Genomic DNA, 24,175 nt, shown 5'->3' with positions numbered 1-24,175 from the left:
GGTTTTAAAAACCTGTCGGGTTTGAATTTAAGTTAAAAATTAAACGATCTGTTTTTCTAATTCTGAAATAATCAAAACAGCTTTGTCATAATCCTGCTGAATCGAAGCGCTTGATGCTGGAGCATAACGTGCAAATTCGCAGTTTTCGGTCAGATTAATGAAATTCTGAACCGTTTCAGGATTTGAATTTCTTGATAAAAGCAGTTCCTGAATATTGTCTTTACTCATTTCTGATGTTTCAATATGGAGTTTAGCTTTTAAGAAATTATGCATCGCTTTTTCCAGAGCAATATAAAACGCCTCTTTATTATTAAGCTGTTTTTTAGCCTGCGATAAATATTTCTTCGCAAGTTTATTGTTCATTCTAATTCTGTTTCCGGTTACATCGCTGTCAATTGCTTCTTTTTTCTTTCTAACCAAAATTATAATTGGAATAATGGCAAAAGGGAAAAACAATAAAGCATAATACAAATCTGAACCGTAAAAATCATCTTTAGCAATTGATGCTAAAGTTGTTTTTGACTTAATATACTTGAATTGTTCTGTTTTAGTAATTACGTTTTTAGTCGCTGTCGAAGGATTTGCTTCCGCTAAAGTCGGGCCGTCTAAAACATCCACCATAATTTCTGGAGAAGTTATCGTTTTATAAGAACCTGTACTCAGATCAAAATAAGAGAACGTCATTGGTTTGATAGCATATTTTCCTTTGTACTGCGGAATAATAGTGTATTTATCGGATATTTTTCCAGACATTCCAGACAATGAAGTAGTTACTTTTTCATCGTGAACAGGATCGTACATTTCTAATGCATTTGGTACAACAGGTTTTGGCAGCGTAAACAATTTCATGTTTCCTGTACCTGAAGCGCTCACAAGTAAATCTAAACCTTCACCGCTTTTTAACGTTGTTCTGGATGGTGTAACTTTAAAACTAAAGTTTCCAACTGCACCGGTAAATCCTTCTGGTTTTCCTGATTCAGGAAGTGGTCTTACACTTATAGTTCGGGCTCCTGTTGTTACTACTTTATTATCTTCAGCAATAATCATCTGGCCAAACATATCGCGGCGATTTGTTGGCAATTGCACGCCAATATCTAATGAAAATGGTGCAATTGTTAATCTGCCAGATTTTTGCGGATATAAAATGGCTTTCTTTAATATTACATAATGACATCTCTGACCCTGATAACTTCCTTCTTCCATTACCAATCGTGTGATGTCAATATTCTGATTCCAGAAATCATTGTATTTTGGTTTAGCAATTTCTCTAAATCCAGTAACACCAATTTCATTAAAATACAGTTTGTAAACAACCGTTATTGGCTCATTTACATAAGGAGTTGTTTTAGAAACCTCTGCAACTAATTGTAATAACTCGTTTCCAGAACCTCCGCCTTGTTGTCTTGGATCATTCGGATCTCTTTCCTGCGCAACAGCATTGGTGACAGTAACTTTTATTGGAGCCGTTTTGTAAACCTGTCCATTATATTCAATGGCAGCCTGTTTAATAATAACAGTTCCTTTTTTTTCAGGCTGAAGAATATAAGAATATATTTTTTGAAAAGAGCTTCGGCCGTTTACCCAAGACTGGCTTATTTGCTGGCTTGGCCCGGCTACAAGTTTAAATCCTTCAAATGCAGGCTGGTCAAAATTATCGCCATCGACATTCATAATGAAGTCAACGCGGAGTCTTTCGTTAAGTCCAAGCGTGTTTTTGCTTACTCTGGCTTCAAATTGAACTTGAGCCATAAGCCCTTGAAAAGTGAGCAGTAATAGAATTAAATATCTTTTCATTAATTGTTAGTCAGTTTTTGTTTAACTGTTTAATTGTTAATTTGTTTAATCGTTTTTTTTACTGTTTTATTGCTACAGTTTTGCCGAATAACAGATTAAAAAATAAACGATTAACCTAAAATCCTACCAGTCTTTTTCTGGTTTTTTAGGATTTCCTTTTATTTTTTGAGCGTTTACTTTGTCTTGAATTTTCTTTTCTTCGTTGTTTACAGCATCTAATAAATTCTGAACACGTTCTTTTGAAATTCCTCCCAGTTGCGGTTTAGGTTCTCCTTTATTGTCAGACTTGTCGTCTTTCTTCGGATCATTTTTACCGTCATTTTTATCTTTGTCCTTATCGCCTTTGTCGTCTTTTTTATCCTTGTCCTTATCTTGGTTTTTATCCTTGTTCTTGTCTTTATCTTTATTTTTATCCTTATCTTTGTCCTTATCCTTATTTTTGTCTTTATTCTTATCGTTTTTAGGAGGATTTTCTTTTAGCTTCTGTTTAGCATAAGCATAATTGTAACGCGTTTCGTCATCGGTAGGATCATTTCTCAATGCTTCTTTATATGCTTCAACGGCCTGCGTATAATCTTTCTCTTTCATAAAAACGTTACCAAGATTATGAAAAGCTTTGTGTTTTTCAGGTCTTGTTTTGGCAATTTTTATGGCATTCGCGTAAGCGTATTTTGCTTCAGAAGCCTGATTTTGTCTGTAAATCGAGTTTCCTAAATTGTAAGAGCCAGCCGCGCGTTTTGAAAATTTTGAAGCCGAAATTCTATAATTAGCTTCGGCGTCAGTAAATTTATTCTGCTTATATTCTTCATTGGCATCAGGCAATGTCTTGTCTTTTTCCTGAGCAGAAACTGCAAAAGGAAGCGTTAGTAAAATATAAAGAAGTAAATTTTTCATTCTAATTTTTTATGTTTTTTATTTTGCCACGAATTGCACGAATTATCACTAATTATTTTTTCTTGTAAATTCCTTTAATTAGTGGCTAAACATTATTATTTCTTTTCGTTGAATAAATTCAACTCTTTAATCCAGTTTGTTTTTCTTTCTAAAAGGAAAATGTCTACAAATAATAGTAAGAGTCCAAAACCAATAAACCATTGAAACTGTGATTGAAAATCGGCCATTTGTGTCGATTCAAATTCCGTTTTCTGAATCTTGTTTAATTCGTTTTTGATGAATTCCAAAACCTCTTTCGTATTTCCGCCGTAAACATATTTTCCTTTGGTTGCCAGAGTTTTTAATCCTTCCTGATTTAGTTTTGTAATAACAGTTTGTCCGTTTTGATCTTTCTGATAATTTTTAACGATACCATTTTCTCTTAACGGAATTGTTCCTCCTCTTTCTGTTCCAACACCAATCGTAATGATTTTGATTCCAAGTTTACTGGCTTCTTCTGCCGCCGCCGAAGCACCTTCAGAATGATCTTCCCCATCAGAAATCAAAATTATAAGTTTACTTGTTTTGCTTTTTTCGTCAAAATATTTAGCTGATAATCTAATTGCTTCATCAAGAGAAGTTCCTTGTGATGAAACCATATCAGGATTCATGCTTTGAAGGAACATTTTTGCAACACTGTAATCAGATGTAATTGGCAAAACCGGGAATGCACTTCCTGCATAAGCTACAATACCAATTCGGTCGCTTCCTAATGAATTAATAATCTGCGAAACTAATTGTTTACTTTTCTCTAAACGACTTGGTGCCACATCTTCGGCAAGCATACTTTTAGAAACGTCGACAGCAAAAACGATATCAATTCCTTCACGTTTTACAGTTTCCATTTTTGTTCCAATCTTCGGATTTACTAAACCGATAATTAAACACGCCAATGACAAAAGCAAAATCGATAATTTTAAAACAGGTTTAAAAACAGATCTGTCCGGACTCAGTTTTTTTACCATGTCTAAATCTCCAAATTCACGTTGTTTTTTTCTTTTCCAATACATATTGAAAAGGAAAATACACACCACAATTGGGAGTAATAGTAAGAGATATAAATATTTTTTTTCGTCTAATTCCATAAATTTTTTAAAATTCCAATCCCATTATTGCCGGGATAAATTCCAAATTCCAAACTTGTTTTAAATTCCAATTTTATAAATTCCAAATTCCAATTTGTTATTTGGAATTTTTTGATTTTTCAAATCAAATGAAGCTTCTGTAAACTGTATTTCTTAAACCAACTTCAAGTAGTAATAAAAATGCTGCGAGTAAAACAAAAACTCTGTATTTTTCATCGTAATCATAGAATTTTAATTCCTGAATTTCAGTTGTTTCTAATTTGTTAATTGAACTGTATATTTCAGCTAATCTATCGTTGCTTGTTGCTCTAAAGTACGTTCCGTCTGTTTTGCGGGCGATATTTTTCATTAACTGCTCATCAATTTCAACTTTCTGCATTTTGAATAAAAAACCGCCGTTTGGTGCATAAGCGTATGGAGATTCTGCCATTCCGTTTGTACCAAGACCAATTGTATATACTTTTATTCCGTATTGTTTTGCAATATCAGCAGCAGTTTCCGGCTCAATAAATCCGGCATTATTAACACCGTCTGTCATTAAAATAACAACCCTGCTTTTTGCTTTACTGTCTTTCAAACGATTTACTGCCGTTGCCAAACCCATTCCAATTCCGGTACCATCTTGTAAAACCGTATCGTATTTAATTCCTTTTATAGCTTCGAGAATAATTGGTTTGTCGCTTGTAACAGGAGTTTTTGTATAAGCTTCAGAAGCGTATAAAACTAAACCAACTCTGTCATTTGGCCTTTCTTCAACGAAATCAGCAGCAACTCTTTTTAAAGCTTCCATACGGTTTGGCTTTAAATCTTTTGCAAGCATACTTCCAGAAACGTCAATTGCTATTACAATATCAATTCCTTTTGTCGTTTTAGTCTGATTACTAATGTCGACTGTTCTTGGTCTTGCTAAAGCAATAATCAGCGAACTTAAAGCGATAATCCTGAAAACATATAAACTAGGCTTTAATTTGGTCAATAACGATTCGCTGTTTTTAAAACCTGCCGTCGAACTCATTTTTAATGTAGCCGACTGCTGATTTCTTTTCCAAAAAAACCAGCCAATAGCGATTGGAATTAACAGAAACAACCAAAAGAATTCCGGATTTAAAAAAGTGATCTGATTATTCATTAGTTACTTGCTTTTTTAAGTTCAACAGAATTTAGAATTCGGGTTGTAATGTCGTTTGCATACGTATCGCCTTCCTTATGCAAAATCATAATTTGCTGTAAACCTTGATCTTGTTTAAAAAGAAGGATTTCGTAATATGATTTTGTACTTGTTTTACTGTTTGGATCGATAATGCTCATTGTTCCATATCCTTTTATTCCCTGAATACCTTGATTGGTTTGAAAATCTTCTTGCTTAACGATGATGTTTTGACCTCCTTGAAGCTCGATTACTTTTAAAGCGCCTTCTAAAGCCTTAGATAAATCGATATCAGTAGGAGTTTTAAATTTGGTAGTTGAAACTGCCACATAAAAATTGTCAATCATACTTCCGTATGCAAAAAGCTGCATTTCCTTAATCAACGCCATTGTTTCTTTTGGAAGTGCTTTTTGTACATCCATTCGTTTTAAAACTTTTGGAGTTTCAATGATAACGCCCGGATTTCCGTATTCACTTTTTACCCATTCTCCTTCTAATAATTCTTTAGTAGGATGTCCGATAATATTGTCTTTTACATAAGTAAAACCTTTTGTTGCAATAAAGAAAGTTGTAGTTGCTAATAATAAAAACAAAACAGAACCTACTGTAATGGCAATTCGTTTGTTTCTTTGTTTTTTTAACTGCAGCTGAATTTGTTTTTGTCTTTGCGCTTCGTTTAGCAATTGATCTTCTTCTTCAGCCGGAACTTCTGTTGGTATTGCATTGTCAAGCGTTAAAATTACTTTCTGAATTTTATTTCTATCATCCGTAATTTCAAATTCAAGTGGTTTTGATTTAGCAAATTTTACTAAATCGGCCTGACGTAATACGCGTTCCAGATTCTCAACTGTTTCTGGCGTTAAAGTCATTTTCTTTTTAGTCGAAGCTGTTCTAATTGCCTGAATTAACTCAGAAGTCGTGCTTTCCATCGCTGGAATATGAATCGCTTCTTCAATATAATTACGGGCAATATCCGTTAGTTCGCTATAATATTCTTTGATTTCTCCTTTTTGAACCAGTTCTTTTGACTCTAAATTGTTTAATAAGCTTGTCGCTTTTTCAATAGGAGTTTTATAAACTTCTTCTTCGATTTTCTTTTTCTGGTGTTTTTTAACGTACCAATAAATTCCGGCCCCAATTGCTAAAATAATAACCAGTGCCAAAACGTATTTCCACCAATCGCCAATTCCGCCATCTGCAGCGGTAATTTCTTTGATATCATACATTTTTTGCTGTAATGTATCGACTTTTACATTAGCGACTTCAACACGAATAGAATCTGAGAAATAAGGTTTTTTATCAATTAAAATTTGAACACTCGGAATCACGTATCTTCCTGAATCAAATTGAGTTAATCCATATTTTTTGATTAATTCGTAAGTATCGTTTTTCTTTACTGTATCGATAGGATAAGACTGGATAACCTCTAAAGGGCCAAATCTTTTTAGTTTAGGGAAAACAACTTTCGAATTAGCATTTACAACTGTTTTCAGCGTTAGCTTAAACTCAGCGCCAATTTTATTTTTGGTGGTATCAATGCTGGTTTCGACTTGTTTTTGAGCAAAAACAGCCGTAGAAAGCAAAAATAAAAATATGTAAAACTTTAATTTCATTATGATTAACGATTGAAGATTAACGATTTTTGATTTCAGATTTATTGTGAAACTTAAATATTAATCTTTGTTCTTTTTTATGAATTATTTTTTGATGTTTTAATACTTGATACAAAAATTGAGATTAATTGATTGGCCTCTGTTTTTGCTCTGATTAAACTTTCATGATCTTTTGAAAGATTTGCTTTCTCTATTATTTTTAAACAAACAAATGTTTCTCTTAACTCTTTCAGACAAATTCCCATTTTATGGATAAAATCTTTTTTACTTTCTGCACTTTGCGCTTCACCATAATTTAAAGCAGGTGATGTGCTAGAACGAGTTATTTGACCTAATAAATGATTTCCAGCGTAATTTTTTTCAAATGTAATTGTTAGTAATATTATGCTTGCAGCAAAATCAATCAATCTATTTTCTAATTCTTGTTTAGTCATTCCTTAATTCTTCCTTTAACCATAAATCATATACATCATAAATCAAAAATCGTTAATCAAAAATCTTAAATATTTACCTTGACTTGAAATAGCCTAACAGCTTAGTAACATAATTTTCGTCGACTCTTGTGTTTACAACACCGGCGCCGGATTTACTAAAAATATCTTTGAAATAATTTACGCGTTCCTGATAATGTTTTTCGTAATTCATTCTCACCGTTTTTGAGCCTGTATTTACCAATTGAATTTTTCCCGTTTCGGCGTCAAGCATGGTTACCATTCCTAAATTTGGGATTTTTTCTTCACGGATATCGTACACGCGAACACCTGTAATGTCGTGTTTTTTAGAAGCAATTTTTAAAGTCTGTTCATAATTCTCAGACATGAAATCAGAAATTACAAAAACAATCGCTTTCTTTTTCTGCGTTCCCGATAAAAATTTCAAGGCTTGTGAGATATCTGTTTTGTGACTTTTAGGTTCAAATTCGATTAATTCACGAATGATTCGCAAAACGTGTGAACGGCCTTTTTTGGGCGGAATGTATAATTCGACATTATCAGAAAATAAGATCAATCCAATCTTATCATTATTTTGTGTAGCCGAAAAAGCCATCGTTGCAGCAATTTCTGTTACGATGTCTTTTTTAAACTGACTTTTTGAACCAAAACCTTCAGAACCCGAAATATCAACCATTAAAACCATGGTTAATTCTCTTTCTTCTTCAAAAACTTTTACGTGGGCTTCGTTGTAGCGTGCGGTTACATTCCAATCGATGTTACGAATATCATCGCCATATTGGTATTGGCGCACCTCGCTGAAAGTCATCCCGCGCCCTTTAAATGAAGAATGGTATTCACCCGAAAAGATATGATTGCTCAGTCTTTTGGTTTTGATTTCTATTTTCCGTACTTTTTTTAAAAGCTCTTTTGTATCCATTTTTGTTAGTGTTCAGTGATCAGTTAGAAAGTGTTCAGTTAAAGTTCAAATTCTAAAAGTTCTTTCTATCTTTTATTAGTGTTCAAGGATAAAAGTATCAGTTTGTTGACTGAATACTAAAACCTGAACACTGAGCACTTTTTTTAAGGTACTTCAATCTCGTTTACGATTTTGTTGATAATGTCTACAGAAGTAATGTTTTCGGCTTCAGCCTCATATGTGATTCCAACTCTGTGACGTAATACATCATGCACAACTGCACGAACATCTTCTGGAATTACATAACCACGACGTTTGATGAAAGCGTAACATTTAGCAGCGTTTGCTAAGTTGATACTTCCACGTGGAGATGCTCCAAAACTGATAAGTGGTTTTAAGTCGGCTAATTTGTATTTTTCTGGGTAACGAGTAGCAAAAATGATATCCAGAATATATTTTTCAATTTTTTCATCCATATAAACTTCACGAACCGCTTCTTGCGCACGTAAAATTTTTTCTACAGAAACTACGGCATTTACTTTTTCGTAGCTTCCTTTTAAGTTTTGACGAATTACAAAACGTTCTTCATCAATTTTTGGATAATCAATTACAGTTTTCAACATGAAACGGTCAACCTGTGCTTCAGGAAGCTGGTATGTTCCTTCTTGTTCAACCGGGTTTTGAGTTGCTAAAACTAAAAAAGGACGATCTAGTTTGAAAGTGGTATCACCAATTGTAACTTGTTTTTCCTGCATCGCCTCTAAAAGCGCAGACTGAACCTTTGCCGGAGCACGGTTTATCTCATCGGCAAGTACGAAGTTGGCAAAAATTGGCCCTTTTTTAATAGAGAATTCGTTTGCTTTAATGTTGTAAATCATGGTTCCGATAACATCGGCAGGAAGTAAATCCGGCGTAAACTGGATACGGCTGAAAGAACCCTGAACCGCTTGTGACAACGTATTAATGGCCAAAGTTTTTGCTAAACCGGGAACTCCTTCAAGTAAAATATGTCCCTGACCCAAAAGACCAATTAACAGACGCTCGACCATATGTTTCTGGCCCACAATAACTTTGTTCATTTCCATTGTAAGAAGGTCTATAAAAGCACTTTCTCTCTCAATTTTTTCATTTATCGCTCTAATGTCTAAAGTCGTTGTATTTTCTTCCATATAAATATTTTTAAAACCTTGATTTTTACGCCTAATTTTTGAGAGTGCAAATTGAATATTTTTTAAGAAGTAAGATGTTAAAGAATGGTTAAAACTTCGACCAATCACCTAATTTTAAGGACGAATTGTGAATCTATTTTTATATTTTTAAGAACTTTGGTGATTATGTTTTATAAAAGCATATTTATTAGCAAAAATAACTCAATATAACCATGAGCAAAACAGCATTATCGCCTATAATTTCGGGCACTATGAATTGGGGTGTTTGGGATAAAAACCTTTCACCAAAAGAAATGGAAAACATGATACAAATTTGTATCGAAAACAAAATCACAACTTTTGATCACGCCGATATTTACGGAGATTATACCACCGAAGCCGATTTTGGTAAAGCATTTAAAGCCAGCAAAATTTCGCGCGAAAAATTACAATTAATTACAAAGTGCGGAATTCAGCTTGTAACAGAAAGCCGTAATAACAAAATCAAACATTACGATTATTCTAAAGATTACATCATTTGGTCTGTTGAAGAATCTTTAAAGAAACTGAAAACAGATTACGTTGATGTATTTTTACTGCACAGGCCAAGTCCGTTAATGCAGGCAGATGAAATTGCAGAAGCAGTTGAAAAATTAAAATCGGAAGGAAAAATTTTAGATTTTGGACTTTCTAATTTTACAAGTTCTCAAACCGAGTTAATTCGTCAAAAAACTGAAGTAAGCTATAATCAGGTACAATTTTCTGCAACTCATTTTGAACCAATGGTTGACGGAAGTCTTGATTATATGCAGACACACGGAATTCGTCCATTGTCATGGAATCCGCTTGGAACTGTTTTTAGAGAAGACACCAAAAAAACACGTCGTTTGAAAAAGTTATTTTCAACGTTGCTTGAAAAATACCACCTTGGTGCAGATACACTTTTATTGGCCTGGATTTTAAAACACCCGGCAGCAGTTATTCCAATTGCAGGAACAGTTAACGTTGCCAGAATTCAATCTTTAGTAAAAGCCGCTGAATTAGAAATGGACAAAGAAGACTGGTTTGCGATCTGGACAGAAAGTATGGGTGACGATGTCGCTTAAATAAAAATATTAGCCCACAGATTTTACAGATTTAAAAAAATTACAGTGTAAATCAGTTTAATCAGTAAAATCCGTGGGCAAAAACAAATACATAGAATGAAAAAAACAGTTTTAATTACTGGCGCTACAAGCGGAATTGGAAAAGCTACGGCTCAGATTCTAGCTAAAAATAATTATAAAATTATTCTTTGCGGAAGACGTAAAGATCGTTTAGAAGAATTAGAAAAAGAGCTTTCTGCTTTTACAGAAGTTCATTCGCTTTCTTTTGATGTACGTGATAAAAATGATGTTTTGGAAAAAATTGGTGCTTTGCCAGCTGCATTTTCAGATATTGATGTTTTAATCAATAACGCTGGAAATGCACACGGTTTAGATCCGATTCAAACAGGAGATTTAGACGATTGGGACGCGATGATTGATATTAACGTAAAAGGACTTTTATATGTTTCAAAAGCGGTGATTCCGAAAATGACAGCTAAAAATTCCGGACATATTATTAATATTGGTTCAACTGCGGCCAAAGAAGTTTATCCAAACGGAAATGTATATTGCGGAACAAAACATGCTGTTGATGCCATTACAGCCGGAATGCGAATCGATTTAAATCAATTCGGAATTAGAGTTGGAGCAATTCATCCCGGAATGGTAGCAACAGAATTCAGTGAAGTACGTTTTAAAGGAGATACAGAAAGAGCTTCAAATGTATATAAAGGATTTGATCCGCTGCAGGCAGAAGATATTGCAGATATTATTCATTTTGTAGTTTCAAGACCATATCATGTCAATATCGCTGATTTAGTCGTGATGAGTACCGCGCAGGCATCATCAACGATTGTCAAGAAAAATATTTGATAAAATTTTATTGTAAAGACGCACGGCAGTGCGTCTTTTTTACGTTTTAAAGTAATAGAATTGAAAGTAAAGTGATTACAAGTTTTAATTAGTGTAAATTAGTGCAATTAGTGGCAAAAAAACTTAGACTATGATTAATAAACGCCTTTTAATAAAGAATTTACTTGCTCACAATGACGAGAGCAGTTTTTATGACAAAAAAAGGCAGTTGAATCTACATTCGCGAGAAGGCAAAGGAAAGTTTTTAAAACACATTTGCGCACTCTCCAATTCAAATCCGGCGAATAACTCTTATATCGTTGTTGGAGTAGAAGATCAGGACAACGAAATTGTAGGCGACGATTTCTTCGATGACAGCCGAATTCAGAATCTCGTAAATGCTTTTTTGGAAAATCCACCAAAAATTCAATACGAAAACGTACCATTTCCCAATCTTCCAAAAGATAAAGTAATTGGCTTGGTTACGATAAAGCCTAAAAGCAAAATTTCCTATTTTAAAAAAGGAATTCACACCATTCTTGCCAATAGCGTTTTTATAAGGCGCGGTAGTAATTCCATTCCTGTGGAAGAACATGAAGAAGTCGAAAAAAATAATCAGAATACAGAAACCGTAATTGGGATCGAAAATAGTTCCCGAAACAGCATTCAATATACACTGGACGGCGTAATTGACTTTATGAATTTCAGACATAAAGATATGTCGCCAAAATATAATGTTTTTAAAGAATTGTTTGTTATTTGCTGGGCGGGAGTTCCAAAAAAATCAAGAGATAAAACCTTTTTATCCCGCGTAGATATTGAGTTAATTAATGAGCAGGTTAAACTTTTTTATTCGGCGCAGGATGTGGTTACGATTTTCTTTGATGATGATACTTTTACAATTACAGAATATGTTCCGCTTGGATTAAATGACAAAACAAGTTATTATCCGCTGGAAGAACAAACCATCCACTTTTTTGATAACGGCTATTATAAAATTGACCGTAAAATGCTTTTTCAACCGCCTGAATTCAATCGGAAAATGTTATACCATATTTATAACGCAAATATGGCATTGTTAAATAAACTTCAAAAAGAAATCGCATTATCTGAGCGTGAAATGAAAGATTTGGAAAATCTGCCTTCTACTTTTATGATCTGTCATTTGAATGGTTTTGAAGATGCCAAACAAAAATTAATCGATGCCAAACTGCTTTTAAAACCTTATAAACATATTTATTCTTCATTTAAAGAGGCATTGAGAATTTTGCGTAAAATGAAATATGATGTTCAGTAGAAAAGGTTCAGACAAAGGTTTTTTCTGTAGAGACGCACAGCAGTGCGTCTAACCCAATGCTTTTCTTATTGAAATTTCAAATATTTACTCACTTTATCATACGGAAATACAATTTCTTTTGGGCCATCGGCATAAGATGCAGCTTCGTATGAATTGTAATAAAGGAGTAAACCTGCAGAAGTATAGAAAATATTCTGAGGCAATTGAAATTTGTCATTTTCGAACATTAAACCTGTTGCGTTTATGTTGGCATTTTCGGGAATTTGATATTTAAGTCTGAATTCTTTTTCGGCGAAAGCCTTAAACTCTTTTTCATTTTGAAACAATTGATCGTTAAAAATGACTTTTCCGGTTTTTTGGTTAAATAATAAAGATCTAAAACCTTGGTAGCCATGCGCGCCGCCGGTAAAAGTATAATGATCTATTTTGATGTTTAAAATCTGTTCCGATTCAAATTCGACATTTCCCGTTATTTTTCCTTCCCAGCCAAAAGTATCGTGCGGGAATTTTTTATGCATTTCTTCGTAAGAAACAATAAAAGATTTTGACAATGATTTATAATCGTTGACCTTTGTTGAGTCTTCGCCGAAATAGATGATTTCTTTTATTACATTGAAAACTTTTTTATTAATACTGTCAGCGATGATATTTTTATTTTTAGCAATTGGGACTTCTATTGTGATTTTCGGGCAATCATTTTTGCACGGAATAGTAGATTTTTCTTCAAACGTTTCATTTTCAAATGAAAGCTCTTTGTTGCAACTCGTAAAAATCAAACACAAAAAGATTATAAATATGTAATTTTTCATATCAAAAAGTGTTAATTATCTACAAAGGTAAGAAGTTGTATCAGGATAAAATAAATTAAGCGGTAAATTTGTGCGACAATTATGGATTTAAAATTTATAACTATATGAAATTCAATACAAAAGTAATACATGGTGGCCAGCATCATGATCCAAGCACAGGAGCGGTAATGCCGCCGGTGTATCAAACGTCAACTTTTATTCAGACAAGTCCGGGAAAACCTTTGGCAGATTATGAATACAGCCGCGCATCAAACCCAACTCGTACAGCTCTTGAAGAGGCTTTAGCAAGTATTGAAAATGGTACACGCGGACTGGCTTTTTCTTCTGGTCTTGCCGCTACAGATTGTATTTTAAGATCATTTAAAGCAGGTGACGAAGTTATTGCAATGGATGATTTATACGGCGGAACTTACCGTATGTTTTCAAGAATTTATAAAGATTCAGGAATAAAATTCCATTTTGTTGATATGACGGATATTGCAAAATTGAAATCATTAATCAATGAAAATACAAAATTGGTTTGGGTAGAAACGCCAACAAATCCGTTAATGAAATTAGCTGATATTGCAGAAGTGGCAAAAATCACTAAAGAACATAAAATTTGGTTTGCTGTAGATAATACTTTTGCAACACCATATTTACAAAAACCTCTTGATTTAGGTGCTGATATTGTTATGCATTCGGCTACAAAATATTTAGGCGGACATTCAGATGTTATTGCCGGAGCTTTAATTGTAAAAGATGCAGCTTTAGGAGAACAATTACACTTTCAGCAATTTGCTACTGGAGCAACTTTAGGGCCAATGGACAGCTTTTTAGTTTTAAGAGGAATTAAAACTTTAGCATTAAGAGTGCAGAGACATTGTGAAAATGGAGAAAAAGTAGTGGAGTATTTAACTAAGCATCCCAAAATAAATACAGTTTATTATCCTGGATTAGAAAATCATCCATTTCATGAAATTGCAAAAAAGCAAATGAAAGCTTTTGGCGGAATGGTTTCTTTTACATTCAAATCGGGTAAAAAAGAAGATTCTATTGCATTTTTAGAGAAATTGAAAGTATTTACTCTGGCTGAATCTTTAGGGGGAGTAGAATCGCTTGCAAATCATCCGGCTTTAATGACACACGCTTCAATTCCTGCTGATAAAAGAGCAGAAGTTGGTATTACTGATGACTTAGTAAGATTAAGTGTTGGAATTGAAGATGCTGAAGATTTAATTGCAGATTTAGAGCAGGCTTTAGCATAAATTAAATCCCAAATAAAAAATCCCAAATTCCAATTTTAATATTTTGGAATTTGGGATTTTTTTTATTTTGATATTTCCTCAGAATTAGAATTCTAAGTAATAAATGTATCCAACATTAAACCAAACCTGCCAGTCATTTGACTTGTTTTCTGTGTAAAGATCTTTGTTCGGGTTTAAACCATCAATCCAGTCTGAACTAAAAGCTTGAAAACGAGTTTCAAACATTACATCGCTCATTTGAGTTAATTTAAGGTGGAATCCAACACCGGCAGTTGCTGCTAAAGCTACTCCGCTTTCACTTGCAAAACCATATTGGTGGCCGTCTGAAGGAGTTAAATATTTAGGGAAAGTTGTTGAAGGAAGTCCTAATTCACCCATTGTTGAGCTTACTTTCGAAGTATAATAAGTTGCCAGGAATCCGACACTAAAATACGGGCTAAAACCGCCTGCTGTATTTTCGAAATCGTGAATTTTCATAAATGGAGAAAATTCTAACTGAGCTCCAAGATTTAATAAAGTAGATTTACCACTCATTGCTTTTAACTGCGCAACAGCCAATTTGTTTTTTGCAGTTTCAATATAACCGCCAAAATGGTTAAGAGTTGTGGTATTAAAAGATAATTCGGATCTAACTTTAAAATGTTCTGTGAAGAAACTTTCTCTGTTATTATTTGCAGAAAAGTTAATAAAGTGAACAATTCCTACACCAAAACCAGTGTTTCCCACATTGGTATCGAAATTATGTCTTTCTCCAAAATCGGACTGAAATGCTACAGGGCCGAAAATAATTCCTACTTCTTGTGCCAGATTAGACTGAGCATTGGCAATAGTGGTAATGCCAAATAGGGCGAAAATTGTGAAATATAGGTGTTTAAACATCTCTTGGGGCTTTCAAAATATTGGCAAATATAAAAAAAACATAGTCGAATCAAAATAATATATACTTCTATTAAAAATTTAATAACAAAACACTTAATTTTCTGACTTTAAAGGCGGTAAATTGCTGTAAAATCGGAGGTGTAAAATTGTATTTTTAAGATTGTTTAAAAAATACACAATTCTTCTCTAAAAACAAAAAAAAATAACAAATCATGTTGATTTTGCTATATCTTTGTATGTTATAACGAAAACGTTTTCTTAAAACGTATTTTCTTATGTAATTGATTAAGTTTAAAACTATTATTTGAATAATTTATTATAAAATGGAACAAAAAATAAATGAATTTATGGCTCTTGTGGAGTCAAAAAATCCAAACGAGCCAGAATTTCTTCAAGCCGTTAGGGAATTTGCAGAAACGGTAATTCCATTTATCGCAGAAAGAAAAAAATACGACGGGAAAAATTTACTTCTTAGAATTGCTGAACCAGAAAGATCTATAATTTTCAGAGTTCCGTGGGTTGACGACAAAGGAGAAATAATCGTAAACAGAGGTTTTAGAATTCAAATGAACTCAGCGATTGGCCCATATAAAGGCGGAATCAGATTTCATCACACTGTAAACCTATCAGTTTTAAAATTTTTGGCTTTCGAACAGGTTTTCAAAAATAGTTTAACAACACTTCCAATGGGTGGAGGTAAAGGAGGATCTGATTTTGATCCAGAAGGAAAATCAGATGCAGAAATCATGCGTTTCTGTCAATCATTTATGACTGAATTATGCCGTCATATTGGTCCTGACTTAGACGTTCCTGCAGGAGATATTGGAGTTGGTGCCAGAGAAATTGGTTATTTATTTGGTCAATATAAAAGAATCAGAAATGAATTTACCGGAGTTTTAACCGGAAAAGGACTTGCTTACGGTGGTTCATTAATCAGACCTGAAGCTACAGGATACGGAGTAGTTTACTTTACAGATCAAATGCTTCGTACAATTGGTCACGAAATTAAAGGTAAAAGAGTTGCTATTTCAGGATTCGGAAACGTTGCCTGGGGTGTAGCTTTAAAAGTGAATGAATTAGGAGGAAAAGTAGTTACGATTTCGGGACCTGATGGTTATATTTTGGATGAAGAAGGTATTTCTGGAGAAAAAATTGATTATATGGTCGAAATGAGAGCAACGGGTGATAACAGAGCTGAGAGATATTTAGAAAGATATCCAAATGCAATTTTCCATAAAGGAAAAAGCCCTTGGGAAGTTAAAGTTGATATCGCTATTCCATGTGCTACTCAAAATGAGCTAAACGGAGACGATGCTAAAAAATTAATTGACAATGGTGTTTTATGTGTGACTGAAGCGGCAAATATGCCTTCTACTTTAGATGCAATAAAACTTTTCTTAGATAATAAAGTACTTTTTGCGCCAGGAAAAGCAGCAAATGCTGGTGGAGTTGCAGCATCTGGATTAGAGATGACACAAAACTCTATTCGTTTAAACTGGACAAGTGAAGAAGTAGATTTAAGATTAAAAGATATCATGGTTGGAATTCACAACCAATGTAAAAAATACGGTGCAGAAGAAAATGGTTATGTAAACTACGTAAAAGGAGCTAACATTGCCGGATTTGTTAAAGTTGCCGATGCTATGCTTGCTCAGGGTGTAGTTTAAGATTAATTACAATTGAAGAATGCTCTCATTTGTCTTGTTAAGGATAAATAGGGAGCATTTTTTTATTTCGTTAAAGAACAAAAATCAAATACTTTCGTTTGTAGTATATTTGTCTATCCGATATTTGTAAACAATGATAAGAAAGTTTCTTTACGTTTTATTTTTAGTACTGTTTCAATCTGGCTTTGCACAAGGCCAATTGTCGTGGGAAGGCTATTTTTCGTTTAATGAAATAAAAGATATTTCAGAATCTTCTACAACGGTTTTTACTGCTTCAGAAAATGCCTTGTTTTCTAAAAACGCGGCTTCAAATACTGTAAAAACAATAACAACTGTCGACGGACTTTCGGGACAGACGATTTCTGCAGTATATCATAGCGAAAGTTTCAAAAAAACAATCGTTGGTTATGAAAATGGTTTGATGATCATCATTAATGAAACAGACGGAAGCATCATAAAAAAAGTAGATATCATTAATAAACAATTATCGGCAAGTCTTAAAAATATTAATCATTTAATGGAACATAACGGATTATTGTATGTTTCCTGCGATTTCGGGATTGTGCAGTTTAATTTAACGACATCACAATTTGGAGATACTTATTTTATTGGAGATAATGGTGCCGAAATCAGCGTAAAACAAACCACTTTTTTTAATGGATTTATTTTTGCTGCCACTTCCAGCGGAATTAGAAGAGCCGATATTACAAATCCAAATTTAATCGATTTTAGCCAGTGGACTGTAGTAAACACAGGAAATTGGGCAAGTGTTGCAGCACTGGATTCAGAACTTATCGCAATCAATTCAACCGGAAATATTCATCGATATAACTCCAATACTTTTGTTAGTTTCTCGCAGCTTCCGCAGCCTTCTGTTGATATGCGAGCGGTAAATCACAATTTGTTTGTTACAACATCAACTTCTGTTTACGTGTATAACAGTCAAATGGTTTTAACTCGTTCGATAGTTAATACACAGCTTCCGGATATTAATCTGACGTTTTCTTGCGCATCAGCAGTTGGTGATATAATCTACATTGGAACAAAAGAAAAAGGATTATTTTCTGGCGCACTTTCGGGAATTGGAACTTTCGAAAACAATACTCCGGCAGGTCCTTCACGAAATAATATTTTTTCACTAGATGTGACACCAAATGTTCTTTGGGCAGTATACGGAGATTATGATATTTATTACAATCCTTATGACTTAGATAGTTATGGTATAAGTAAATTTAATAACTCAAAATGGTTAAACATCCCATATTCAGAAGTTTATGATGCAAAGTCAATTACTCGCGTTATTATAAACCCAAGTAACGAAAAACAAGTTTATGCGAGCTCTTTTTTCTCTGGATTATTGCGAATTGAAGATGATGTTCCTAATTTTTTATTCAATGAAAAAAACAGCGGATTAGAAACTTTGACTTATGAAGGGCCAAATTATATTGATGTTCGTATTAACGGAACTGCATTTGACAGAACAGGAAATTTATGGGTAACAAACAGCCGAATTAAAAACGGATTGAAAGTTTTAAAAACCGATGGTCAATGGCAGAGTTATTCTACAAGTACAATTTTAAGTAATGCCGAAAGTACAAGTTATGCTAATATTGTTATTGATAAAAATAATGTCAAATGGATTTCTACAAGCAATGATGGTGTAATTGCATTTAACGAAAGCACAAATACTTTCAAAAAAATGACTTTTGGTACCGATGCGGGAAATTTACCAATTGCAGATGTAAGATCAGTTGCAATCGATACCAAAAATCAGCTTTGGATAGGGACTACAAAAGGATTAAGAGTTTTGTCGAATGTTGGAAATTTCCAGACCGAAGCGCAGCTAAAAGCAAATCCAATCATTATTCTGGAAGATAATCTGGCTCAGGAATTAATGTACGAGCAATTTATTACTTCAATTGTGGTTGACGGCGCGAACAATAAATGGATTGGTACAGCAGATTCAGGTATTTTTATGGTTTCACCAAATGGTCAGGAAACCAAATATCATTTTACAATTAACAATTCACCTTTGCCAAGTAATACGATAAACGATATTAAAATTAACAGCGCAACCGGAGAAGTTTTTATAGCAACTAATAAAGGAATGATTTCTTTTAAAGGAATTGCAACCGGTGCAAACGATAATTTAAACAACGTTTATGTATATCCAAATCCGGTTCGTCCAAATTATTCGGGAACCGTGAAAGTGGCTGGTTTGATTGATAAAGCGAATATTAAAATTACCGATATCGAAGGAAATTTAGTTTACGAAACCACTTCAGAAGGCGGAACGATAGAATGGGACACAACAGCCTTTGGAAAATATAAAGTAGCCTCTGGTGTATACATGGTTTTTATTTCTGCACAAGACGGCGGCGAAACAAAGGTTAAGAAAGTTATGATTATTCGTTAGTATTCAGTCGCAGTTTTCAGTCTCAATCGCAGTTTAAAATTTAGATTTCTAAAATCAGCAATCTAAAATCAACAATCTAAAATCTAAAATTTTGCTCGTCAAAACCAAAGCAATAGTAATCTCCTCTTTAAAATTTCAGGAAAAAAGCTTGATTGTAAAATGTTTTACACTTTCAAGCGGACTGAAATCTTATTTTGTGCGCGATGCTTTTTCCAATAGAAAAGCAAATCAAAAAATTGCTTATTTCCAGCCATTGTCCATTTTAGAAATCGAAGCCGTACATAAAAACAAAGGAACGCTTGAAAACTTCAAAGAGATAAAAAACGGAATCCCTTTTCAAACCATTCATACGGATATTGTAAAAAGTACGATGGTCATGTTTCTGTCTGAAATACTTCATTATTCTATTCAGGAAGAAGAAAAAAATGAATCCCTTTTTTTGTTTTTAGAAACCGCCTTGACATGGCTCGATAATCATGATGAAATTTCTAATTTTCATTTGATTTTACTTTTAGAAATCACAAAATACTTAGGTTTTTACCCCGATACTTCAGAAATAGATCTGCCACATTTTGAAATGAATGATGGTGTTTTTACACTTTTCAATAAAGGTAATGTACTTTCTGAACACGAAACAAATCTGCTCAAAAAGCTAATCGATTTAAAGTTTGATAATACCGAAAAAATCTTTCACGTAGTCGAAAGACAAATTTTATTGAAGGTATTAATTGATTACTACAGCTCTCATTTAGAAGGATTCAAGAAGCCAAAATCACTAGAAGTTTTGAAAGAAATATTTTCTTAAAACTGATTCCTATTTTTATATATTTGTGCAGCGAATTTTTATTAAAAAAATCTTAATTTTTCTTTTAATAAGTTAATTCGCGAATGATAAGCCTCAAACAAATATTAATTTTTTAACGAATCAATCACTATGAAGAAAATTACTTTTTCGATTATTTTGCTTTTATTAGTCAGCGTTTCGGCCATTTCTCAAAGGAAATACGACGAAATTGTTAACACAGAGAATGCCGTACAAGATTTGGTACAAAACGGAATTACAGGAATCGTTGTTTTTAAAGAAGGCGGAACTGTAAAAGGTTTAGATCCTGAAACTAAAAAAGTGGTTTGGACTTTGACCAAAGAGGATTTTGGAGGTAAATCTGCAGTGGATATCATAGCCGACACAGATCTTACAAAACTTTTTGATGATAAAAGCACTTTAACAAACGTTGCCGGAAGTCCTTATGTTGAAGCTTACATCAATAGTAAATACCTTATCATTAATACTGATACTGGAAAAGTGGTTTACAATTCATCAAAAGAATCTTTTTGGGTAACACAATCAGATTTTATTCCTGAAACAAATGAGTATTTGCTTACTTTGAAAAAAGATGGCGACATGGCAATTGCATTATTGGATATGACGACTGGCGAATTAAAATGGACTACTACTGTAGACAAAGCAAAATCATTATTTAGCTTTTCTTTAAAAGAATCTGTAAACACAAACGTTGCTACAGTACACGGATCAGTAATTTACTATTTACTGTACGGAAAATTATATTCTTTTGACAGAGCAACAGGAAAATTAAACTGGAAAGGAGAAGAAGATTATTCGAAATTCTTTTTAACTCAAAATGATAAAAATATTGTTGTAGTAAATAACACCGGAACTTTTTCGAATAAACAATATTTAAATGTATTGAATACAGAAACAGGAAAAAGTATCTGGAAAGAATCTATCAAAACAAAAAGAGTTGTTTACCTTGAAGATTGGGGAACAAAAATATTAGTAGCTCATTACAGCGGATTTAACTTTTTTGATTTAAAAACTGGAGAAAAAATCTGGAAAAAAGATGCTCGTGGAGACGGATTGAAAAGAGTAATCCCTATCGATCAGGATTTCTTATACGTTGCAGAAAACGAAATGATGTTGATCAACAAAGACGGAGAAAAACTTTGGAAAAAATTCATCGAAATCTCTGATGATAAAGAAGACCCAATTTATTACTTAGGAAAAGTTGGTGAGAAAGTAATGTACCTTACAGGAACTTACGGAAACATGGTAGATTATAAAACAGGTGTTAAACTTTGGAAACGTAATATCTCGTTTGACAAAGATCGTCCGGTTTTGCCTACTTATGACGAAGCTACAAATTCTTACTTAGTATATAATGACGAGAAATTATACAAATTTGATCCAAGCATTAGCGACAAACCAGAGCCATTTGCTAAAGTAAACATCAAAAAAGAAAAAGAATTAAACAGTATCGAATTATTCCCTTGGGGAGTTGTGCTTTCAGGACCACTTGAAGTTATGGGGGTTAATATGGATGGTACAGTTAAATATCACCTTACTTATTCACAGCCTGGAGAAGGAACAAGACGTCTTATTAAAAGTGCTGCTATTGTTGGAAGCATTGGTTTAGGTGTTGGTTCTGGAGTAAGTTCAGTTAAAGGTGCTGATTTGACTATGACATATCGTGATACTGACGGTAACATGAGAACTGTAGTTGCAAAAGGAGATCAGACAAATAAGGATCAGGCAAAAACTTATGCAGCTGGATCAGCGGCTTTAGGTATAGTAGCGGCTAAATTTAACTCTCGTTTTAATGCAATGAAACAAAACAGAGACTACTCTTATATTTTTGCAAAAGCAGAAACTGGAGAAAAAATCCTTGTAAAAGTGAGTAAAGTTGACGGTCTTGAAGTTGATAAAATTATTTTCAACAATAACAAACCGATTTATGAAGTAGATCCTGCAACACAAAACATTTTTTATGTTTCGGATAAATCTATTCAGATCTTTAATAAAAAATAAGAAAAATAAAAACCCAAAGCCATCAGGATTTATTTCTGGTGGCTTTTTTTTTTGCCTATGAAAAAAATAGTACTCTTAATTACTTTGCTTGTAATTGGTTCAATTCAGGCACAAGAAAAAATAAGCTCAAAAAAGAAGAAATTTTATATACCCGTAATTAAGTATTCAGAATTTCCTGTTCTGGATAATGTGTTAACGCAGACCACTTTTTATCAAATGGATAAGCAGTTTATACAGGAAGAGCCAATATTGAAGAAAAAGTTCTTTGATATAGAAGGCTTTATAAAAGATCCTGCAAACGGAAAACTAAAAATTTATTTAACCGTTGAACTGCCGCAATATAAAGCAACAAAAATTGACAGTATATTTGATAAAGAGAAGAATGGCTGGGTATTTCAGGCTTTTTCTAATTATAGTGTAAAAATAAAAGTAGAAGCGAAATGTGCAGATAAACTTCTATTAACTCAGGATTTTAATACTGTAGAATCTTATTTACTTGCCTTTGGATCTAAAAAAGACAATTTGAAAGGTGCAGTTGATATGAACAATAAAAAGCTTGCAGAAGCCGAGAAAGATGATAATTATACAGTTGCAGAATTAGGATTAGACCGGGTAATTTACAGTTCTGTTGAGGCAATACAAAGATATCTTAACTACACATTAAGGTACAAAACAGGTGAAGATAAAGTCAAGTTTGAATTTGTAACATCTAAAGGACATTCAGAATACAACCAGATGCTGGCATTTGAGAACGAAATTACCGCTCAAATGGCAAAAGTAACTTTGGAAAAAGGCTTAGACGAAAAACCGTTATTGCCGCATTTGCAATATCTGGAAAGTTTATTAGTAAAATATCCGCCTTCGCCTGCAAACGAAAACATTCGATTTATAGTAACAAACAATTTAGCTGAAACTTATTTTTTACTTGAAAATAAAGAAAAAGCATTGTTGTACGCTAATTTACTTATTGAAAATGACAAACAGGATTCCAGAGGAACTGCTATCGTTAAAAGTGTAAACAGAGGTTTTTTTGTTGATAAAAAAATAAGAAGCCACACCACACGTTTTGCCGATCTTCAAAAATTGGGTCTTAAAATTGCAGAAGAAAAAGAAGAAAAAAGATTAGCCTTTTTCGAAAAAATTCAGCAGCAAGATGCCGAATGGGAAAGTGAAAAAGCACGACGCGAAGCCTATTTAGAAAAAGCAAAAACCCAAAGATTTAATCTTTTGGATTCTATTCCATATCAGTCAAATGCAAATTTACTAGCAAAAGTAGTAGATAATTTAGGCGGAAGCCAGGCTTTGAAAAAAGTAGAAAAAGCACATTATTTTTCTAAACTTTCAATAGAAGGAAATAACATACCTCAAACAGAAGAAAAATGGGCAACAAGTACAAATTATCTTTTGAAGAAAAAAATGCCCGAAACCTATTATGAAATTGTAAATGGTGCCGAAGCCTGGAGTCATGACGATCGCGAAAGCGGTTTAAATGCCAAATGGGCAAAATCAACAACTTACGATTACAACAATTTATCTAAGAATGTTGATTTAATTAATTTCCTTACAGATTTAAGACTGGATTTGTGGAATAATTTTGAAGTTCTGCAAGATGAAATGTACGAAGGAAGATTGTGTTATCATTTGAACTATTTTGAAAAAACCTTAAGTTCAGGAAACAGAACAATTCCTAAAACAGATTATCACGTTTTTATTGATAAAGAAAATTACAATATCGTTTCGACAGAAAAAACAGAATTTGACAACGGAAATAAAAGCTTTTTTGAAAAAAGACTTTATGGCGATTACCGCCCAACGGCAGCATTAAATTCAGGAAAAATCCCGTATAAAATTAATTACGAAATCGAGGATTTTAACGGAGAAACCATTTATCAGGAAGTCCGTGAAAAAGTAGAAATAAATCCTGTTTTTGGAAATAGAATTTTCATGAAAGAAGTCTATTTCGGAGGATTTAAATAAGATTTTATTCTTCTGAAGAAAATAATTAGAATTGGTTAGTTTTTGGAATGTG

At 33.3% G+C, this 24,175-nt stretch carries 19 protein-coding genes; 9 read left to right on the top strand and 10 right to left on the bottom strand.

All coding sequences use genetic code 11. The features are described from left to right. Positions 1-39 precede the first annotated feature (39 nt). From NLJ00_RS03980 to NLJ00_RS03945, 8 genes are all read right to left on the bottom strand, one after another. Positions 40-1,794 carry a BatD family protein gene (locus tag NLJ00_RS03980; protein ID WP_256636312.1) on the bottom strand — a complete coding sequence of 585 codons (1,755 nt, stop codon included), beginning with the start codon at positions 1,792-1,794 and terminating at the stop codon, positions 40-42. Positions 1,795-1,917: 123 nt separating this feature from the next. Beyond that, positions 1,918-2,688 carry a tetratricopeptide repeat protein gene (locus tag NLJ00_RS03975; RefSeq protein ID WP_256636311.1) on the bottom strand — a complete coding sequence of 257 codons (771 nt, stop codon included), beginning with the start codon at positions 2,686-2,688 and terminating at the stop codon, positions 1,918-1,920. 95 nt (positions 2,689-2,783) lie between these two features. Beyond that, complete coding sequence (locus NLJ00_RS03970; RefSeq protein ID WP_256636310.1) at positions 2,784-3,812, bottom strand: VWA domain-containing protein; 1,029 nt, start codon at positions 3,810-3,812, stop codon at positions 2,784-2,786. A 124-nt stretch (positions 3,813-3,936) separates the two neighbouring features. Continuing rightward, positions 3,937-4,941, bottom strand: coding sequence for a vWA domain-containing protein (locus NLJ00_RS03965; protein ID WP_256636309.1), 1,005 nt, complete (start codon positions 4,939-4,941; stop codon positions 3,937-3,939). Beyond that, positions 4,941-6,572 carry a hypothetical protein gene (locus tag NLJ00_RS03960; protein ID WP_256636308.1) on the bottom strand — a complete coding sequence of 544 codons (1,632 nt, stop codon included), beginning with the start codon at positions 6,570-6,572 and terminating at the stop codon, positions 4,941-4,943. Before NLJ00_RS03960 ends, NLJ00_RS03965 begins: the two co-directional genes overlap by 1 nt. Before the next feature lie 77 nt (positions 6,573-6,649). Then, the gene (locus NLJ00_RS03955) at positions 6,650-7,006 is read right to left on the bottom strand and encodes a four helix bundle protein (RefSeq protein WP_256636307.1); all 357 of its coding nucleotides are present in this window, start codon (positions 7,004-7,006) and stop codon (positions 6,650-6,652) included. A 73-nt stretch (positions 7,007-7,079) separates the two neighbouring features. Further along, positions 7,080-7,943: a DUF58 domain-containing protein gene (locus tag NLJ00_RS03950; RefSeq protein ID WP_180855917.1), complete on the bottom strand. Its 864-nt coding sequence runs from the start codon at positions 7,941-7,943 to the stop codon at positions 7,080-7,082. A gap of 143 nt (positions 7,944-8,086) precedes the next feature. After that, positions 8,087-9,091 (bottom strand): AAA family ATPase, encoded by a 1,005-nt coding sequence (locus NLJ00_RS03945; protein ID WP_256636306.1) that lies wholly within the window; start codon positions 9,089-9,091, stop codon positions 8,087-8,089. A 212-nt stretch (positions 9,092-9,303) separates the two neighbouring features. Between NLJ00_RS03945 and NLJ00_RS03940 the strand changes: the two genes are divergently transcribed. The 3 genes from NLJ00_RS03940 (at position 9,304) to NLJ00_RS03930 (ending at position 12,304) form a co-directional block, all read left to right on the top strand. Then, the gene (locus tag NLJ00_RS03940) at positions 9,304-10,176 is read left to right on the top strand and encodes an aldo/keto reductase (RefSeq protein WP_256636305.1); all 873 of its coding nucleotides are present in this window, start codon (positions 9,304-9,306) and stop codon (positions 10,174-10,176) included. 96 nt (positions 10,177-10,272) lie between these two features. After that, positions 10,273-11,028: an SDR family NAD(P)-dependent oxidoreductase gene (locus NLJ00_RS03935; RefSeq protein WP_256636304.1), complete on the top strand. Its 756-nt coding sequence runs from the start codon at positions 10,273-10,275 to the stop codon at positions 11,026-11,028. Positions 11,029-11,158: 130 nt separating this feature from the next. Continuing rightward, a complete protein-coding gene (locus NLJ00_RS03930; RefSeq protein ID WP_256636303.1) occupies positions 11,159-12,304 on the top strand; it encodes an ATP-binding protein in 1,146 nt (381 codons plus the stop codon). A gap of 65 nt (positions 12,305-12,369) precedes the next feature. Here NLJ00_RS03930 and NLJ00_RS03925 read toward each other — a convergent pair whose 3' ends face one another. Beyond that, positions 12,370-13,113, bottom strand: coding sequence for a DUF3298 and DUF4163 domain-containing protein (locus NLJ00_RS03925; RefSeq protein WP_256636302.1), 744 nt, complete (start codon positions 13,111-13,113; stop codon positions 12,370-12,372). 104 nt (positions 13,114-13,217) lie between these two features. Between NLJ00_RS03925 and NLJ00_RS03920 the strand changes: the two genes are divergently transcribed. Next, positions 13,218-14,360, top strand: coding sequence for a cystathionine gamma-synthase (locus NLJ00_RS03920; RefSeq protein WP_256636301.1), 1,143 nt, complete (start codon positions 13,218-13,220; stop codon positions 14,358-14,360). An 84-nt stretch (positions 14,361-14,444) separates the two neighbouring features. Here the strand turns inward: NLJ00_RS03920 and NLJ00_RS03915 are convergent, their stop codons facing one another. Beyond that, the gene (locus NLJ00_RS03915) at positions 14,445-15,239 is read right to left on the bottom strand and encodes a THC0290_0291 family protein (protein ID WP_256636300.1); all 795 of its coding nucleotides are present in this window, start codon (positions 15,237-15,239) and stop codon (positions 14,445-14,447) included. A gap of 323 nt (positions 15,240-15,562) precedes the next feature. Between NLJ00_RS03915 and gdhA the strand changes: the two genes are divergently transcribed. From gdhA to NLJ00_RS03890, 5 genes are all read left to right on the top strand, one after another. Continuing rightward, positions 15,563-16,906: an NADP-specific glutamate dehydrogenase gene (gdhA, locus tag NLJ00_RS03910; RefSeq protein WP_053473359.1), complete on the top strand. Its 1,344-nt coding sequence runs from the start codon at positions 15,563-15,565 to the stop codon at positions 16,904-16,906. A gap of 133 nt (positions 16,907-17,039) precedes the next feature. Continuing rightward, positions 17,040-19,322: a type IX secretion system anionic LPS delivery protein PorZ gene (porZ, locus tag NLJ00_RS03905; protein WP_256636299.1), complete on the top strand. Its 2,283-nt coding sequence runs from the start codon at positions 17,040-17,042 to the stop codon at positions 19,320-19,322. Between the two features lie 91 nt (positions 19,323-19,413). Continuing rightward, complete coding sequence (gene recO / locus NLJ00_RS03900) at positions 19,414-20,127, top strand: DNA repair protein RecO (RefSeq protein WP_256636298.1); 714 nt, start codon at positions 19,414-19,416, stop codon at positions 20,125-20,127. A 129-nt stretch (positions 20,128-20,256) separates the two neighbouring features. Continuing rightward, entirely contained in the window at positions 20,257-22,146 is a 1,890-nt protein-coding gene (locus tag NLJ00_RS03895; RefSeq protein ID WP_053473356.1) for an outer membrane protein assembly factor BamB family protein, read from the top strand. A 57-nt stretch (positions 22,147-22,203) separates the two neighbouring features. After that, complete coding sequence (locus NLJ00_RS03890; protein WP_256636297.1) at positions 22,204-24,123, top strand: Atg14 domain-containing protein; 1,920 nt, start codon at positions 22,204-22,206, stop codon at positions 24,121-24,123. Positions 24,124-24,175 lie beyond the last annotated feature (52 nt).

Source organism: Flavobacterium panici (assembly GCF_024499525.1).
In the GTDB taxonomy this organism is placed as follows: domain Bacteria; phylum Bacteroidota; class Bacteroidia; order Flavobacteriales; family Flavobacteriaceae; genus Flavobacterium; species Flavobacterium panici.
The sequence above is the reverse complement of the archived record's forward strand: the minus strand, read 5'-3'. Positions and strand labels throughout refer to the sequence as shown.